12 protein-coding genes are annotated in these 17206 nt (G+C 70.0%); 4 read left to right on the top strand and 8 right to left on the bottom strand.

The features are described from left to right. Both VO99_RS12835 and glpD read right to left on the bottom strand, forming a co-directional pair. On the bottom strand, nt 1-1080 hold the full coding sequence (locus VO99_RS12835) for an ABC transporter ATP-binding protein (protein WP_046113272.1): 1080 nt from the start codon (nt 1078-1080) through the stop codon (nt 1-3). 13 nt (nt 1081-1093) lie between these two features. Further along, nucleotides 1094-2782, bottom strand: a complete 1689-nt coding sequence (glpD, locus tag VO99_RS12830; protein WP_046113271.1) for a glycerol-3-phosphate dehydrogenase — start codon at nt 2780-2782, stop codon at nt 1094-1096. Nucleotides 2783-2950: 168 nt separating this feature from the next. On the opposite strand from glpD, the gene VO99_RS12825 reads away from it, so the two are divergent. Further along, a complete protein-coding gene (locus tag VO99_RS12825; RefSeq protein ID WP_198156938.1) occupies nt 2951-3745 on the top strand; it encodes a DeoR/GlpR family DNA-binding transcription regulator in 795 nt (264 codons plus the stop codon). Further along, the gene (gene glpK, locus VO99_RS12820; protein ID WP_046113269.1) at nt 3742-5241 is read left to right on the top strand and encodes a glycerol kinase GlpK; all 1500 of its coding nucleotides are present in this window, start codon (nt 3742-3744) and stop codon (nt 5239-5241) included. The genes VO99_RS12825 and glpK overlap by 4 nt, the downstream gene beginning before the upstream one ends. A gap of 28 nt (nt 5242-5269) precedes the next feature. Here the strand turns inward: glpK and VO99_RS12815 are convergent, their stop codons facing one another. From VO99_RS12815 to VO99_RS12790, 6 genes are all read right to left on the bottom strand, one after another. After that, complete coding sequence (locus VO99_RS12815) at nt 5270-6772, bottom strand: M16 family metallopeptidase (RefSeq protein ID WP_046113268.1); 1503 nt, start codon at nt 6770-6772, stop codon at nt 5270-5272. After that, nucleotides 6769-8220, bottom strand: coding sequence for a M16 family metallopeptidase (locus VO99_RS12810; RefSeq protein ID WP_083440575.1), 1452 nt, complete (start codon nt 8218-8220; stop codon nt 6769-6771). Before VO99_RS12810 ends, VO99_RS12815 begins: the two co-directional genes overlap by 4 nt. 43 nt (nt 8221-8263) lie before the next feature. Then, on the bottom strand, nt 8264-8830 hold the full coding sequence (locus VO99_RS12805) for an NADPH-dependent FMN reductase (RefSeq protein WP_046113267.1): 567 nt from the start codon (nt 8828-8830) through the stop codon (nt 8264-8266). Between the two features lie 45 nt (nt 8831-8875). Further along, nucleotides 8876-10249, bottom strand: coding sequence for a PEP-CTERM-box response regulator transcription factor (gene prsR / locus VO99_RS12800; protein ID WP_046113266.1), 1374 nt, complete (start codon nt 10247-10249; stop codon nt 8876-8878). Beyond that, nucleotides 10246-12336 (bottom strand): XrtA/PEP-CTERM system histidine kinase PrsK, encoded by a 2091-nt coding sequence (gene prsK / locus VO99_RS12795; protein WP_046113265.1) that lies wholly within the window; start codon nt 12334-12336, stop codon nt 10246-10248. The genes prsR and prsK overlap by 4 nt, the downstream gene beginning before the upstream one ends. A 94-nt stretch (nt 12337-12430) precedes the next feature. Then, nucleotides 12431-13810 carry a TIGR03013 family XrtA/PEP-CTERM system glycosyltransferase gene (locus VO99_RS12790; protein WP_046113264.1) on the bottom strand — a complete coding sequence of 460 codons (1380 nt, stop codon included), beginning with the start codon at nt 13808-13810 and terminating at the stop codon, nt 12431-12433. Nucleotides 13811-14154: 344 nt separating this feature from the next. Between VO99_RS12790 and VO99_RS12785 the strand changes: the two genes are divergently transcribed. Further along, nucleotides 14155-14874, top strand: a complete 720-nt coding sequence (locus VO99_RS12785; protein ID WP_046113263.1) for a hypothetical protein — start codon at nt 14155-14157, stop codon at nt 14872-14874. A gap of 162 nt (nt 14875-15036) precedes the next feature. Then, nucleotides 15037-17205, top strand: coding sequence for a TonB-dependent receptor (locus tag VO99_RS12780; protein ID WP_232315349.1), 2169 nt, complete (start codon nt 15037-15039; stop codon nt 17203-17205). Nucleotide 17206: the final 1 nt, after the last annotated feature.

Below are 17206 nucleotides of genomic sequence, written 5' to 3'. Positions count from 1 at the left end.
TCAGTTCAATCCCGCCGGGGCCACGAGCAGGTCGCCGGCCGCGTCGAACACGTACACCTGCGCCGGGTCCAGATACAGCGTCACCTGGCTGGCCAGGTCCAGCACATGCACGCCGGTGAGCTGCGCCACCACCTCGCCCACCGCGGTGGCCACGTGCACGAAGGTGTCGGAGCCGCTGATCTCGGCCAACTCCACCTGGCCGGGCAGGGCCAGGTCGCCGGGCCGGCCCACCACGCGGAAGGCCGGTGCGCGCACGCCCACCGTCAGCGCGCCGGGCGCCGTGGAGCCCGGCAGCGGCAGGGCCAGCAACGGGCCGCCGGCCAGCTGCACGCCGCCGGGCGCGGCGGTGGCCGGCAGCAGGTTCATCGGCGGATCGCTGAAAGCACGTGCCACGCGGATGGACTGCGGCCGGTGGAACACTTGCGAGGTGGGGCCGTATTGCAGCAGCTCGCCCGCATCCATCACCGCGGTGTAGCCACCCAGCAGCAAGGCCTCGGTGGGCTCGGTGGTGGCGTACACCACGGTGGAATCGCCACCGGCGAACAGGCCGACCAGTTCCTCGCGCAGCTCTTCGCGCAGCTTGTAGTCCAGGTTGACCAGCGGCTCGTCCAGCAGCAGCAGCGGAGCGCCCTTGGCCAGCGCGCGGGCCATGGCCACGCGCTGCTGCTGGCCGCCCGACAGCTCCGACGGCAGGCGCTTCAGGAAGGGATCGATGTGCAGCCGCTCGGCCAGGGCCAGCACCTGGCGGTCGATGGCGGCGCGGTCCAGCTTGCCCTGCAGCTTCAGCGGCGAGGCGATGTTCTCGGCCACCGTCATCGACGGGTAGTTGATGAACTGCTGGTAGACCATGGCCACGTTGCGCTCGCGCACCGGCACGCCGGTGACGTCGCGGCCATCCACCAGCACCTTGCCGTGCGAAGGCGTGTCCAGCCCGGCCATCAGGCGCATCAGCGATGTCTTGCCGGCCTGGGTGGCGCCCAGCAGCACGGTCACCGCACGCGGCTGCAGCCGCAGGTCGATCGGGTACAGGTGGGCTTCGGCGCCCACCTGCTTGTCGACGCGTTCCAACGAGAGTTCCATCTTGTCCAGTCTTCTAGGAAGCGGTGCGGGCGGTTGCGGCCCGGCTTGGCGGCAGGCCGGCCATGGTCTGGTCGGCGGGGTCGTTCTCGCCTGGGAAACGGGCGGCCCACCACGCGGCCACGGCGGCGCGCTGGGCCTCGGCCATGTGCAGGCCGAGCTTGGTGCGGCGCCACAGCACGTCGTCGGCGCTGCGGGCCCATTCGTGCTCGTGCAGGTAGAGCAGCTCGGCCTCGAAGAGCTGCGGCGCCACCTGGGCGCCCAGCGCCTCCAGCGCGGCGGCTTCCGGCGGCAGGATCAGCGCGACGCGGCTGCCATAGCTGCGGGCCCAGCGCGCACGCAGGGGGGCGGGCAGCCAGGCGTGGCTGCGGCCCAGCGCGGCCTCGAAGCGCGGGATCGCGTCCGCATCGGCCACCGGCGTGGGCGCGGCACGGCGGCGCGCGGCGGCGGGTGCGGACAGGCTGGGCAGCGCCACCTCGGGCCAGGCCGCGATGTCGCCGCCGGGCATCACCGCGCCGGCCGTCCAGGCGCCCTGGGCCAGGCCCAGCGGGGCCTGCAGCATGTCGGCCGCTTCCTCGGCCAGCTTGCGGAAGGTGGTGATCTTGCCGCCCCATACGCTCAGCAGCGGCGCCGCGCCGGTGTCCAGCTCCAGCACGTAGTCGCGCGTGACGGCCGAGGCGTCGCTCGATTCATCGTCCAGCAGCGGGCGCACGCCGCTGTAGGTCCACACCACGTCGGCCGGCCGCACCGCGCGGGCGAAGTAGCGGCTGGCCTGCTCGCACAGGTAGCGGATCTCGGCCTCGTCGATGCGCGCGGTGCCGATGGCGCCGTGGTGCTCGATGTCGGTGGTGCCGATCAGCGTGAAGTCGCCTTCGTACGGGATGGCGAAGATGATGCGCTTGTCGGGGTTCTGGAAGATGTAGGCATGGTCGTGGTCGAACATCTTCGGCACCACGATGTGCGAGCCCTTGACCAGCCGCAGGCTCTTGGTGCCCTGCAGGTTGGCCTGCTGCTTGAGGAACTGCGCCGTCCACGGGCCGGCCGCATTCACCAGCGAGCGGGCCTGCACCGGCTGCAGCGTGCCATCGGCATGGCGCAGCGTGGCCTTCCAGCCTTGCGGGCCGCGCTCGGCCTGGATGCAGGCCGTGCGGGTGAAGATGCGGGCGCCGTGCGCCTGCGCATCCAGCGCATTCAGCAGCACCAGCCGGGCATCGTCCACCCAGCCGTCGGAATACACGAAGCCCTTGGTGAAGCCCGGCTTCAGCGGCTGGCCGGCCGGATGGCGGCGCAGGTCGACGGTGGTGCTGCCGGGCAGCACCTCGCGCTTGGCCAGGTGGTCGTACAGGAACAGGCCGGCGCGGATCATCCACGCGGGCCGCAGGAAGTTGGCCTTGGGGTCGTGCGGCATCACGAAGCGCAGCGGCCACATGATGTGCGGCGCCGCCTTGATCAGCACCTCGCGCTCGGCCAGCGCCTTGCGCACCAGCGAGAACTCGTAGTACTCCAGGTACCGCAGGCCGCCGTGGATCAGCTTGGTGGAGGAGGAGGACGTGTGCTGCGCCAGGTCGTGCTGCTCGCACAGCACCACCTTGGCGCCGCGGCCGGCCAGGTCGCGGGCGATGCCGGCGCCATTGATGCCGCCGCCGACGACGAGCACGTCGCACGACAAGGTGTTGTCGCCGGTGGGCAGCGGGTTCAAGGGCATGTCTCCTGGTCAGCGGCCGGCGTCCCGGCGTTCGTTTGAAGTTCGTTTCGCGTTCGTTATCGCGCTTCTTTTTTCGTTTTAGCCGCTTCAGCGAGCCTTGGCAAGTAGGCAAACCGCCGGGAGGCAGAAGGCGCTTTTGCCCCTACCCTCCCAGCCGTGGCCCAAACGCTGAACCCCAATCCCCGCCAGGAAGGCATGCTGGCCCTCGTGAAGACACGCGGTTCGGTGTCGGTCGAAACGCTGGCCGAGCACTTCGGCGTGACGCTGCAAACCGCGCGGCGCGATGTTCGTTTGCTGTGCGACGCCGGCATGCTGGCGCGTTTTCACGGCGGCGCGCGGGTGCCCAGCTCCACCACCGAGAACATCGCCTACCGGCAGCGCCAGTTGCTGAACGACGACGCCAAGCGCCGCATCGCGCGCGCCGCAGCGCAGGCGCTGCCCGACGGCTGCTCGCTCATCCTCAACATCGGCACCACCACCGAGGCCATCGCGCATGAGCTGCTGCAGCGCAAGGGCCTGCGCGTGATCACCAACAACCTGAACGTGGCGGCGATCCTGTCCGACAACCCGGACTGCGAGGTCATCGTGGCCGGCGGCGTGGTGCGCGGACGCGACCGCGGCATCGTGGGCGAGGCCACGGTCGACTTCATCCGCCAGTTCAAGGTGGACATCGGGCTGATCGGCATCTCGGCCATCGAGGACGACGGCACGCTGCGCGATTTCGACTACCGCGAGGTGAAGGTGGCGCGCGCCATCCTCGAGCATTCGCGCGAGGTGTGGCTGGCCGCCGACCACAGCAAGTTCAACCGCCCCGCGATGGTGGAACTGGGCCGGCTGGAGCAGGTGGACCGCCTGTTCACCGACCAGCCGCCGCCACCGCCCTTCGCCCACCTGCTGGCCGAGGCCGGCGTGCAGTGCGTGGTGGCCGGGGGCGGCGCCGACGAATCAGGAGACAAAGCATGACCGCCCGCTACCTGCTGGCACTGGACCAGGGCACGTCCAGCTCGCGCAGCATCGTGTTCGACCACCGCGGCACCATCGTCGCGATGGCGCAGCGCGAGTTCCGCCAGATCTACCCGCAGCCCGGCTGGGTGGAGCACGACCCGAAGGAGATCTGGACCTCGCAGCTGGCCACCGCCCGCGAAGCGCTGGAAGCAGCACGCCTCGCGCCCGCCGACCTGGCCGGCATCGGCATCACCAACCAGCGCGAGACCACGCTGCTGTGGAACCGCCGCACCGGCGAGCCCATCCACAACGCCATCGTCTGGCAGGACCGCCGCGCCGAGCCGCTGTGCGCCGAGCTGCGCGACGCCGGCATGGGCGAGCGGGTGCAGCGGACCACCGGGCTGGTGATCGACGCCTACTTCTCGGCCACCAAGCTGCGCTGGCTGTTCGACCACGTGGCCGGCGCACGCGAGGCCGCCGAGCGCGGCGAACTCGCCTTCGGCACCGTGGACAGCTGGCTGCTGTGGCAGCTCACGCGCGGGCAGGTACATGCCACCGACGTGAGCAATGCCTCGCGCACGATGCTGTTCGACATCCGCCGCAACCAGTGGGACGAGGAGCTGCTGCAGCTGCTGAAGATCCCGGCCAGCGTGCTGCCCGAGGTGCATCCGTCCAGCCACGTGTTCGGCGTGGCCGACCCCGAATTCCTGGGCGCCGCGGTGCCCATCGCCGGCATGGCGGGCGACCAGCAGAGCGCGCTGTTCGGCCAGGCCTGCTTCCGCCCCGGGCTGGCCAAGAACACCTACGGCACCGGCTGCTTCATGCTGATGCCCACCGGCCCGCGCTTCGAGACTTCGGCCAACGGGCTGCTGACCACCGCCGCCGCACAGATCGACGGCACGCCGCAGTACGCCTTCGAGGGCGGCGTGTTCATCGGCGGCGCGGTGGTGCAGTGGCTGCGCGACGGCCTGCGTGCCATCGAGAGCAGCGCGCAGGTGCAGGCGCTGGCCGAGAGCGTGCCCGATGCGGGTGGCGTGGTGTTCGTGCCGGCCTTCACCGGCCTGGGCGCCCCCTACTGGGACGCGGATGCGCGCGGCGCCATCGTCGGCGTGACCCGCGGCACCACCGTGGCCCACATCGCCCGCGCGGCGCTGGAAAGCATCGCCTTCCAGAGCGCCGCACTGCTGCAGGCGATGAGCCGCGACGCGGTGGCTGCCGGCGGCGCGCCGGTGAGCGAGCTGCGGGTGGACGGCGGCGCCTGCGTCAACGATCTGCTGATGCAGTTCCAGGCCGACCTGCTGGGCGTGCCGGTGGTGCGGCCGCAGGTCATCGAGACCACCGCGCTCGGCGCCGCCTACTTGGCCGGCCTGGCCACCGGCGTGTTCGGCAGCCTGGACGAGCTGAGCGCCCAGTGGCAGGTGCAGCGCCGCTTCCTGCCGACGCTGCCGCGCGAGCGTGCCCAGGCGCTGATGGAAGGCTGGGAGCACGCGGTGCGGCAGGCCACGGCCAAGTAACCGCGCCCGCCGCCGCCCCCGCCACGGCTCAGCGGGCGGCCGCCTGCTGCAGTCCCGGGCCGCCGAAGTCCAGCTCGCCGGCCTGCAGACGCAGGGTGCTGGCGTCGGCGGCGGCCAGGGCATCGAACACCTCCGGCGCGGCGCTGAAGTCGCCCACCACCACGGTGCGCAAGTCGCTGGCCGGCCAGCGGCGCCGGGCGAACTCCTGCACCTGGCCGGGCGTGACGGCCAGCACCTCCTGCACGAAGCGGTCGAGCTCCGACAGCGGCCGGCCACTGGCCCAGCGCGCGGTGATCAGCGAGGCGATGCCGGCATTGGTGTCCAGCCGCCGCGCGAAGCCGCCCACCAGCGTGGCCTGGCGTGCGGCCAGTTCGTCGGCGGTGGGCGGCGTGGTGGCCAGGCCCAGCACCTGGGCCCGCAGCAGCTCGGCCACCTGGGCCGCATTGCGGTGGTCGGTCTGCGCGCTGGCTTCCCACAGGCCGCCCTCGGCATGCTGCTCGGCGCTGGTGCCGACGCCATAGCTCAGCCCGCGCTTGATGCGCACCTCCTGGTTGAGCCGCGCGGAATACCCGCCGCCCAGCACCGCATTGGCCACCTGGCCGATGCGCAGCTCGGCCACGTCGTCCGGCGCCAGCGAAGTGAAGGGCGCCAGCACGGTCACGCTGCTCTGGCCCACGCCGGGCAGGTTCACCAGCACCGTGCGGGGTGCCAGCGGCGCGGGCCGGCCGTCGCGGCGCGCCAGCGGCGCAATGCGGCTGGGCCGCCAGCTGCCCAGGTGCTGCTGCGCCAGCGCCAGCCCGCGCTCGGGCGTGAGGTCGCCGGCCAGCACCAGCAGGGTGTCCTCCGGCCGGAAGCCCTGCGCATGCAGCGCCTGCAGGTCGTCGCGCCGCAGGCGCTGCAGCGTCTGTTCGGTGCTCACGCCGCCGTAGGCGCTGCCTCCCCAGTAGAGCCGGCGGGCCACCCGGCTGGCGATGCTGCCGGGGTCGCTGTTGCTCACCTTCAACGCATCCACCGCCTGCACACGCAGCCGGTCCATCTCGTCGGCGGCCAGCGTCGGCTGGCGCAGCACGTCGCTCATCAGCGACAGCGCCGCATCCAGGCGCGGCGTGGTCACCGTCATGCCCAGGCTGGTGGCGCGCCAGCCGCTGCTGGCCGACAGCGAGCCGCCCAGCGCCTCCGCCTGGCGCGCCAGCTCCGGCGCGGACACGGCACGGCCGTCGCGCCGCGCGCCCTGGGTGAGCAGCGCGGCCAGCATGTCGGCACGACCGGCGCGGTCCAGCGGATCTGTCTCGGCGCCCACGCGCACCAGCAGCCAGGCACTCACCAGCGGCAGGCCGCGGCGCGGGGCCACCACCACGTTCACGCCGTTGTCCAGCCGGCTTTCATGCAGGGGCGGCACCGTCACCGCGTGCGGCGGGCCGGCCGGTGGTGGTGCGCTCAGGTCGTCGGGCGTGGCGGCGCCGGCGGGCAGCGTGGCCAGCAGGGCGGCAGCGGCGGGCAGGCTGCCGATGAGTTGGCGGCGGCGGATCATGGGCGGCCTTTCTGGCTGGCGGCCGCGTCGGGCGGCGCGGCGGCGGGCGCTTCGGCCTGCACGTAATGGAGGGTGGCGCTGCGCGCCTGCAGCAGGTGGCGGCGCAGCACACGCTGCACGTCGGCCGCACGCACCGCCTGCAGCCGCTGCAGCACCTGGTCGGCCTGGCGGGCATCGCCGTACTGGATCACCGCCCAGCCGGCGGCGGTGGCGCGGCCGTTGGGCGTCTGGCGCTCGGCCAGCGCGGCGGTGAGCAGCTGGGTGCGCACCTTGTCGAACTCGGCCTGCGCGATGGACCCGCGCGACAGCGCCGTGATTTCGCGCATCAGCGCCGCTTCCAGCGCGGGCAGCTGCTGCGCCGCCGGCTTGCCGCCGACACCGATGGCATAGGCCACCAGCATGCCGGCGTCGGCGTTGAGCTGGGTCTGGAAGCCGGCGGCCTGCGCCACGCGGTCCCGGTACACCAGCGCCTGGTTCATGCGGGACGATTCGCCGCCCGACAGCAGCGCGGAGGCCACGTCCAGCGCGGCGGCGTCCTCGTGCCGGGCCGCGGGGCCCTTCCACACCAGCGCCACCGCCGACAGCGGCACCCGCGGCGCGGCCAGCGTGCTGCGTACGTCGCGAGCGCGCGCGGGCTCCTGCACCGCCACGCGGGGAATGGCCTCGGCGGGCCGGGGGATGTGGCCGAAGTAGCGGTCCACCGCGGCGTCCAGCGCGGCATCATCGAAATGGCCGGCCACGATCAGCACCGCGTTGTCCGGCCGGTAGTAGGTGCGGTGGAAGGCCTTCACGTCGTCCAGCGTGGCGGCGTTCAGGTCCTCGATGCTGCCCACCACCGGGCGGCGGTAGGGATGCTGCTCGAAGGCCAGTCCAGGCAGCGCATGGAACAGCCGGCCGTAGGGGCTGGCCAGCACGCGCTGGCGGAGTTCCTCCTGCACCACGGCACGTTCGCTGTCGAAGCTGGGCTGGTCCACCTCCAGGTGCTGCATGCGCTCGGCCTCGGCCCACAGCAGGCGTTCCAGGTGGTTGGCCGGCACCTCGCTCTGGTAGGCGGTCACGTCCTCGGCGGTGAAGGCGTTGTTGATGCCGCCCACGTCCTCGGTCAGCCGGTCGAACATCTCCGCGGCCATGTACCGGGTGCGCTTGAACATCATGTGCTCGAACAGGTGCGCGAAGCCGGAGCGGCCGGGCGGGTCGTCCTTGCCGCCCACCCGGTACCAGACCTGCACGCTGGCGGTCGCGGTGCCGCGGTCGGGCAGCGCGATGACCTGCAGCCCGTTGGCCAGCGTGCGTTGCCGCAGGCCCAGGGAAGGCAGCGCCACCTCGGCGGACCGGGCGCCCGGGCCCGGTGGCGTGGCGGCCCGGGCGGCCAGCCAGGGCGTGGCGGCCGCCGCGGCCGCCAGGCTGCCGAGCGTGCGCCGGCGTGTGAGCAGGAAGGGGTGCGTCATGCGGGCCATGCTAGCCCGCGCACTTTGGCCGACGGTTAAGCCTTCAGGCCGCAGGGGCGGCGTTGCGCTCGATCCAGCCGGCGAAGGCGCCCAGGAACTTCTGCAGGAAGGCCTGGGTGTCGGGTTTCTTGATGGCGCCCAGCTGGTCGAACAGTTCGCCCGCGCCGCCGATGTAGGCCTCGGGCTGCTGCAGCACCGGCACGTCCAGGAACACCAGCGACTGGCGCAGGTGGTGGTTGGCGCCGAAGCCGCCGATCGCACCGGGCGACAACGTGATCACCGCGCCGGGCTTGCCGCTGAGCACGCTCTGGCCATAGGGGCGGGAGGCATGGTCGATGGCGTTCTTCAGCACGCCGGGCACCGAGCGGTTGTATTCGGGCGTGATGAACAGCAGCGCGTCGGCGGGCTTGATCTGCTGCTTGAAGGTGGTGACGGCCGGAGACGGGTTGGCCTCGTCGTCGGCGTTGTACAGCGGCAGCGCGCCGATCTCGACGATCTGCAGCCGCAGGCCTTCGGGGGCCATGGCGGCGAGCGCCAGCGCCAGCTTGCGGTTCAACGAGTCCTTGCGCAGGCTGCCGACGAGCACGGCGACATTGCGGGTCTGGGCCATGGGAATCCTTTCGCGGTGAGGGAAGACAACCGCGGTTTTACCCCGTCAGGCCCGTTCCACGCGGATGTTCAGCCGGCCGATCAGGTCGTACAGCGTGGGCCGGCTCACGCCCAGCAGCTCGGAGGTCTTCTGGATGTTGCCGTTGGCCCGGGCCAGCGCGGCCAGGATCGTCTCGCGCTCGGCCGTCTCGCGCGCCAGGCGCAGGTCGAAGGCGGTCTCGCCGGCATCCGAAGGCGGCGCCACGTCGGGCAGGCCCAGGTCCTCGCAGGTGATGCGGTCGCCCTCGGCCATGATGGTCGCGCGCTTGATCACGCTGACCAGCTCGCGCACGTTGCCCGGCCAGGCATAGGCCTCGATGGCGCGCAGCGCGTCCTCCGTGAAGCGCATGGTGCTGCGCTGCTCCTGCGAGAAGCGCTTGAGGAAGGCATGGGCCAGCAGCGCGGCGTCGCCCGCGCGGCTGCGCAGCGGCGGGATGTTGACCACGATCTCGGCCAGCCGGTAGTACAGGTCCTCGCGGAAGCGCTGTTCGCCGATCAGCGCCTTCAGGTCCTGGTGGGTGGCGCAGACCACCCGCACGTCCACCGCGATGGACTGGCGCGCACCGATGCGCTCGATCGTGCGCTCCTGCAGGAAGCGCAGCAGCTTGGCCTGCAGCGAATGCGGCAGGTCGCCGATCTCGTCGAACATCAGCGTGCCGCCGTGCGCCGTCTCAATGCGGCCGGGCGTGGTCTTGACCGCGCCGGTGAAAGCACCCTTCTCGTAGCCGAACAGCTCGCTTTCCAGCAGGTTCTCCGGAATGGCCGCGCAGTTGATCGCCACGAACTTGCCGCTGCGCCGTGAAGCCTGGTGCAGCGCCTGGGCCAGCACCTCCTTGCCAGTGCCGCTTTCGCCCAGCAGCATCACGCTGGCATTGCTGGGCGCCACCTTCTCCACCATGCGGCAGATCTTCAGCATCTCCGGGTCGCGGGTGGTCACGCCCTGGGTGAGCTCGGTGCCGCGCAGCTCGCGCAGGCGCTGGTTCTCGGCCTGCAGCTCATGCAGGCGCAGCGCACGCTCCACCGTCAGGTTCAGTAGCTCCACCTCGAAGGGCTTGGCCAGGAAGTCATAGGCGCCCAGCTCCACCGCGCGCAGGGCGTTGGTGCGGTCGTTCTGGCCGGTGAGCACGATGACCTTCACACCTGGGTCCAGGTCGAGCAGCTTCTCCAGCAGCGCGAAGCCTTCGGACACCGAGTCCTTGTCGGGCGGCAGGCCCAGGTCCATGGTGACCACCGGCGGCGTGCAGCGGCGAAACTGCACCAGCGCGCTGTCCCGGTCGGCGGCCGTCACCGACTCGAAGCGGTCGAGCGACCACTTGATCTGTTTCTGCAGCGCGAGGTCGTCCTCGACGATCAGCAGCTGGGGCGACTTCGCGGTACTCATGGGGCGCTCATCAGGTCGGCTTCGGAAGGCATCTTCGCATCATGAAGGGGCAGCAGCAGCGTGATGGTGGTGCCGCGGCCCACCGCGCTGTCCACCTCGATGCGGCCGCCCAGCTCGCTCACGTACTGGTGGCTTTCATAGGCACCGATGCCCATGCCGGCCGGCTTGGTGGTGCTGAACGGCTTGAACAGCCGGGTGTTGACGAACTCCGGGCTCATGCCCTGGCCGGTGTCGGCCACGACCACGCGGGCCTGGTTGCCGCCCGAACGCTCCACTCTCACCGACACCCGGCCGTCGGGCGGGGTGGCGTCCAGCGCGTTCTGCACCAGGTGTCCCAAGACTCGTGCCAGGCGTTCTTCCTGGCCGCGGACAAAAAGTGTGTCGTGTATCTCCAGCGCCACAGTTCTGCCGCGGGCTGCAGCGGTAGCGCGCACTTGCTCCGACACAACGCCCATGTCGACGCCGCAGACCACGCCCAGCGGTTTGTCTCCTTCGCGCAACTGCTGCATCAGCGCCTGCATCTTCTCCAGGGAGCTTTCGACCGTCAGCAGCATGTCCTGCTGGAACTCCGGGTTGTTTTTCAGGCGCTTGGCGTTCTGCATCATCAGCGACAGCTGCGTGATGATGTTTTTCAGGTCGTGCACCACGAAAGCCGACATGCGGTGGAAGGCATCGAATTTCTGTGCTTCCAGCAAGGCTTCGGTCGCGCGGGACTGCGCGAGGAAACTCGCACCTTGCCGGCTGGCGGTTTTGAGCAGGTCGCGCACTTCCCAGGTCACGCTGCCGGCATGCGCCGGGCGCTTGAGCACCACGAAACCCAGTAGATCCGCCGGGCCGACGAACAAGGGAATCACCAGCCAGAAGGCCGCATGCTCGGTCAGCCAACTGGGAATCACCAGGCCCTTGTAGGCGGCGGGGCGTGCACGGTATTCATCCAGGTCGATGATCCAGCCGGTATCACACAGGAACCGGCACAGTGGGGAATGGGCCGGCTCCGCCGCCGCCAACGGCGGGACATTCCAGCGTGCGACCAGCGAATACTCTTCGTGCCGCGATGCCAACGCCCACAAGGCGCCGCCGGGGCACTGCAGCATTTCCGCCAAGCCCTGCACCACGCGCGCGCCCATGTCGGGCGCGGATGGGTCGCCTGACAGCCGCGCGGTGAATCGCAGCCATTCCGCCCGATAGTCGTACCGGTAGGCGAAGAAGTTCTTGGCGATGAATACCCGCAGCCGCGCCCGCACCGATCCCGACAGCATCAGCACCGCCAGGAACAGCAGCGCCAGGAACACCGTGGCCAGCTGCAGCGCGCGGCCCCAGTCGCCACTGAAATACTGAACGTAATAGCCGATGGCGGCCACCACCAGCAGGTAGGCGCCCACGAACATCAAGGTGGCGGTATGGAATACCACCGCGCGCGACATTTGCGCGCTGGCGCGCCAGTCCGCATGGCGGCGGGTGGCGATGAACAACAGCGGCACGGCCATGGCATGCACCGGCCCCCGGGTAGCCAATCCCGCGTCGTCCAATCCGCCGAACAGGACCGACTGGGAAAACAGGTACACGTCGTAAATGAAGACGAAACCGAGGCCCAGGCAGAGCGGCTTGATGTTCCAGTGGAATTCGCGCGGGGTGCGGCGGTAGAGCTGCTCCAGCAGAATCAGGCCGAATACCGGCAGCATCAGCGGCGCCAGATAACTCCAGCGGCCAATGGTCCAGGGCCAGATGTCCTGCAGCAGTCCCATCAGGCTGGCCAGCAGCGCGCCGGCCACCATCAGCGCAGCACCGGCGCGCAGGCCACGAAACCGGCGCTGTTCCGGCTGCAACACCTGCAGCAGGTACACGAATACGAAGGCATAGCGCGCCGTGTCGAACAGCGCGAACAACCAGGTGGCCACCACGCTTTGCAGCGCCAGGGCCAGCCAGCCGGTGGCGGCCCACACGGCCGTGGCCGACATTGCCAGTGCGAACAGGCGGTGGGCGCCCACGTGGTGGGCAAACAGCCGTGCGGCGCTGCGCAGGCTCAGTGCAAACGCCGTGTAGGCGACGGCGGTGAAACCCCAGCCGTAGACCGCGAAGTCAGCCAAATCACATCCGGAGAAAGAAGCCGCCGGTCAGGGCGGCAGGGCCAGCATCGCGGGCTTCGGACTGCCGCCGGCGGATGGCCGGCATGGCAGGCGCCTAGCGGGCGCCCTTGCCGGTAAGCACCACGGCCACGGTTTCGAACAGGATCAGCAGATCCAGGAACAAGGTGTGGTTCTTGACGTAGTACAGGTCGAACTGCAGTTTCTCTTGCGAATCCTCCACCGTGGCGCCGTAGTGGTAACGCACCTGCGCCCAGCCGGTCACGCCCGGCTTGATGCTGTGGCGCACCGCGTAATAGGGGATCTCCTGCGTGAGTTTCTCGACGAAGAAGGGACGCTCCGGCCGGGGGCCCACGATGCTCATTTCACCCTTGAGCACGTTGAACAATTGCGGCAGTTCGTCGATGCGCAGCTTGCGGATCACGCGGCCGACCTTGGTGATGCGGTCGTCCGCTGCGGTGGCCCAGCGCGGCTTGCCGTCCTTTTCGGCGTCGTTGCGCATGCTGCGAAACTTGACGACGTCGAACGATTCGCCGTTCAAGCCCACGCGCTGCTGCCGGTAGAACACGGGGCCCGGGCTTTCCATGCGGATGAGCAGCATGGTCACCAGCATCACCGGTGCCGACACCACCAGCAGCACGGCCGCCGACAAGATGTCGAACAAACGCTTGACCGCGGTGCGGAAAAAGCCCTGGTCAAACCCATCGCCGAAAATCAGCCAGCCGGCGTTGACGTAATCCAGCCGCAGCTTGCCCAGCGTTTTCTCGAAGTGGGTGGAGATATCGGACACCCGGATGCCCTTGATCTTGCAGTCCAGCAGGTCGCGCAGCGGCATGTTTCCGCCCCGGCGCTCCGTCACCGCCACCACGATTTCGCTCACCCCGGCATTCAGCGCGGCGGCGGCCAGGGAATGGCCGCTCAGCATTTGCGAAGGCGGTACCGCTACCTGCTGCTCGTTCGGCGCCGGGAAATAACCGACGATTTCCGCCGACGGATCGGAGGCGCGCAGGGTTTCACCCACCAGCTTGGCTGCCGGGCCCGAACCCAGCACCAGGATGCGTGAACGCGCACGGGCGTGCTTGCCGGCATGCGCCGCGTACACGCGGTGCACGATCACCGCGGCCACGGCGCTCATCGCCGCCAGCGGCAGGAAGGCCGGGCTGCCCACTTCCACGGGCAGCAGCGAAAACATGGCATAGGCCAGCGGCAGCGCAAAAAGAGCGGCCAGCCCGGCGCGGGCCAGGCTTTCGGTGAAGGAGCGGTTGTGGGTTTGCTGGTAGAAGCCCGACGCGATATTGATCACGAAGGTGCAGGTGGCCAGCGACAAACCGTGGGTGGCCGTCATCGACAGCAGGAATTCACTGTGCTGCCGGCCGACGACCATGGCGGCCATGACAGCGGAAACAATCAATCCGTAATCGAACAACACCTGCAGCAACAAGCGCCGGTGAATATAGTGGTTGAACAAGCGGATCACGGAAACACCCCCCAAGAACGTCTGGTCGGTTCTGCTGGCGCCGGCGGAGGCGCGGACAGCGCGGCCACGTTACCGATGTGTTGCCAACAATATGTGTCAAGTAGCGCAGCAGCTGCGATGCAGCCCGCTTTTTGCGTGGTGCCCGTGCGCCGACGGAGCGCTGTTGCGGCTTTGCGAACTTGTTGTAGCAGCATGAAATGGCCGTAACTACCCCCTAAGAGGGTGCCCTTTCGGGGGAGGTGCACCATGATCGGCGCGCGGCGCGGATGTTGCAACGCAGCACGACGCGTGGCAGCCTGCCGCGCGCACTTCGCCACGCAAGCGGCAACCGGTAAATTGGCGTGATGGCAACACGGACCGGCATGCCCACGATCACGCGACCGCATCTGCGGCGTCTGCGGCAGATGTGGCGCTCGGCCGGCTGGCCCTGCCAGGACCTGATCGAGGCGGAATTGCTGGCGCTGCAACTGCTGGAGCGGCTGCTGGACGACCAGGGGCGGGTGACGCTGCGGGTGACCGACGCCGGGGTGCAGGCGATCGCCGCCTCGCTGCATGCCAACCGCGCCGCGCGGGACGCGCACGAAGAGCTGGTCGCGCGAGTGGCGCGCAGCATGCGGCACCAGGGCCGCATCACCTGGCGCCGGCTGAGCCTGCGCGCGCGGGTGGACGATGCCTGGATGCTGTGCCAGCCCGACGTGTTCTCCCTGCGCCAGACCACCGTGGAAGCCTACGCCGAGCCGGTGGTGCACGAGATCAAGGTGCGGCGTTCCGACCTGCTGTCCGACCTGCGGCAGCCGGCCAAGGGCGCGGCCTATCTAGCCACCGCCTGCCAGTGCTGGTACGTGCTGCGCGAGGGCATCGGCACCGCGGACGAGATTCCTGCGGCCTTCGGCGTGATGCTGGCGGGTGACGGCGGCATCGAGATCGCCCGCCCCGCGCCGCACCGCCCGATGACGGTGCCCTTTGCCACCTGGATGGCGTTGGCACGCACCAACGCCGACCCGGCGGAGGACGATGTGCAGGCCTGGCTGGGCGACGACGGCGGCGCGGGGCCGGTGGACTGAGGCAGCACGGCGCGGACGCCGCTCCGTTTCCCCACCGGCGGTGCGGCGGGCCCTTCGGATATCGGCAGCGACCCATCGTCCGCAAGGACGAATGCGAACGGAACGCCAGCTGCCGCGCTCATAATGCGAATCATTCTTGATGCGATTCGCCTTGGAGCTGTTGTGCAGTCTGTTCCTTGTTCCCTGAGCGCCCTGGCGCTGGCCACCCTGGCCCTGGCTTCGGCCCTGACCTCCACCGCGCAGGCGCAGGCGGTGCAGCAGGTCATCATCAACGCCAGTGCCGACGCCTCGGCCGAAGGCCTGAAGGCGCCCTACGCCGGCCGCCAGGTGGCGCGCGGTGGCCGGCTCGGCCTGTTCGGCAACCAGGACGTGATGGACACGCCGTTCAGCCAGACCAGCTACACGCAGGAGCTGATCCAGAACCAGCAGGCCGCCAGCATCGGCGACGTGCTGCGCAACGACCCGACCGTGCGCGTGGCGCGCGGCTTCGGCAACTACCAGCAGCTGTACCTGATCCGCGGCTTTCCGGTGTATTCCGACGACATGGCCTACAACGGCCTGTACGGCCTGCTGCCGCGCCAATACCTGGCAGCCGAGCTGATCGAGCGGGTGGAGGTGCTGCGCGGTGCGAACAGCTTCGTCAACGGCGTGGCGCCCACCGGCAACGGCGGCGGCCTGGGCGGTGCCATCAACGTGATGCCCAAGCGCGCCCCCAATGAGCCGGTGAACCAGGTGACGGTGGGCGTGGAAAGCGGCGGCCAGGGCTACCTGGCGGCCGACGTGGCGCGCCGCTTCGGCCCCGACAAGAGCACCGGCCTGCGCCTGACCGCCGTGCGCCGCGACGGCGACACCGCCATCGACGGCGAGGACCGCGAACTGGGCCTGCTGGGCGTGGGCGTGGACTGGCGCAACCGCGACGTGCGCGTGTCGGCCGACATCGGCTACCAGGACCAGCAGCTCAGCGGCACCCGCCCCAGCGTGACGCCCGGTACCTACATTCCCAAGCCACCCGATGCCGACGGCAACTTCGGCCAGCCGTGGACCGTGTCGAACGAGCGCGACACCTTCGGCACCCTGCGCGCCGAATGGGACCTGGCGCCGCGCACCACCGCCTGGCTGGCTGCCGGTGCGCGCAAGGGCAAGGAATACAACGACCTGGCCGGCGTGACGGTGACCGGCGATGGCGGCGCCACCAGCGTCTCCCGCTTCGTGAACGTGCGTCGCGACGACATCGCCACCGGCGAGCTGGGGCTGCGGCACGAGCTCACCACCGGCAGCGTGAAGCACCAGCTGGTGGCGTCGGCCTCGTTGTTCACCGCCAAGGAGCGCAACGCCTACGTCTTCCAGGGCCCCAATGCAGCCAACAGCCTCTACGACCCGTTCACGGTGACGCCGCCTTCCACGCCCAGCTTCACTGGCGGCACGCTGGACGACCCGCACGTGGTGGGCCGCATCCGTACCCGCAGCCTGGCGCTCGCCGACACGCTCTCGTTCGCCGACGACACCATCAAGCTGACGCTGGGTGCCCGCCACCAGTCGATCGAGACGCGCGGCTACGACTACAACACCGGCGTGCAGAACGCCTACTACGACGAGAGCAAGGTCACGCCGATGGCCGGCCTGCTGGTGAAGTTGTCCAGACAAGTGTCCGTCTACGCCACCTATGCCGAAGGGCTGGTCAAGGGCGAGGAGGCATCGGCGTCGTACATCGGCCCGGACGGCAACCAGACGCCGGTGGACAACCAGGGCGAGATCTTCGCGCCCTACGTCACCAAGCAGGTGGAGCTGGGTGCCAAGATGGACCTGGGCCGCTTCGGCGGCACCGTGGCGCTGTTCCAGGCGAAGAAGCCGGTGTCGGGCGTGGTGGGCACGCGCTTCGTCGGCTCGGCCTACAAGCAGACCAACCGCGGCATCGAGGCCACGGTGTTCGGCGAGGCCACCCGCGGCCTGCGCCTGCTGGGCGGCGCCACCTACCTGCACACTGACGTGCAGGACAACGACGCCGTCGGCGCGCCGAAGTGGCAGCTCAACGCCAATGCCGACTGGGACGTGCCCGGCGTGCCCGGCCTGGCGCTCACCGGCCGCGTCACCTACACCGGCAAGCAGTACGCCAACGCGGCCAACACGCTCACCGTCAAGTCGTGGGCGCGGCTGGACGTGGGGGCGCGCTACGGCTTCACCGTGGCCGAGCGTGCCGTCACGCTGCGCGCCAACATCAACAACCTGACCGACCGCGACTACTGGGCTTCCGTCGGCGGATTCCCGGGCGCCAACTACCTGGTGCTGGGCGAGCCGCGCACGCTGGTGCTGTCGGCCAGCGTCGACTTCTAAG

Source organism: Aquincola tertiaricarbonis, assembly GCF_000969605.1.
GTDB lineage: Bacteria > Pseudomonadota > Gammaproteobacteria > Burkholderiales > Burkholderiaceae_C > Aquincola > Aquincola tertiaricarbonis.
The sequence above is the reverse complement of the archived record's forward strand: the minus strand, read 5'-3'. Positions and strand labels throughout refer to the sequence as shown.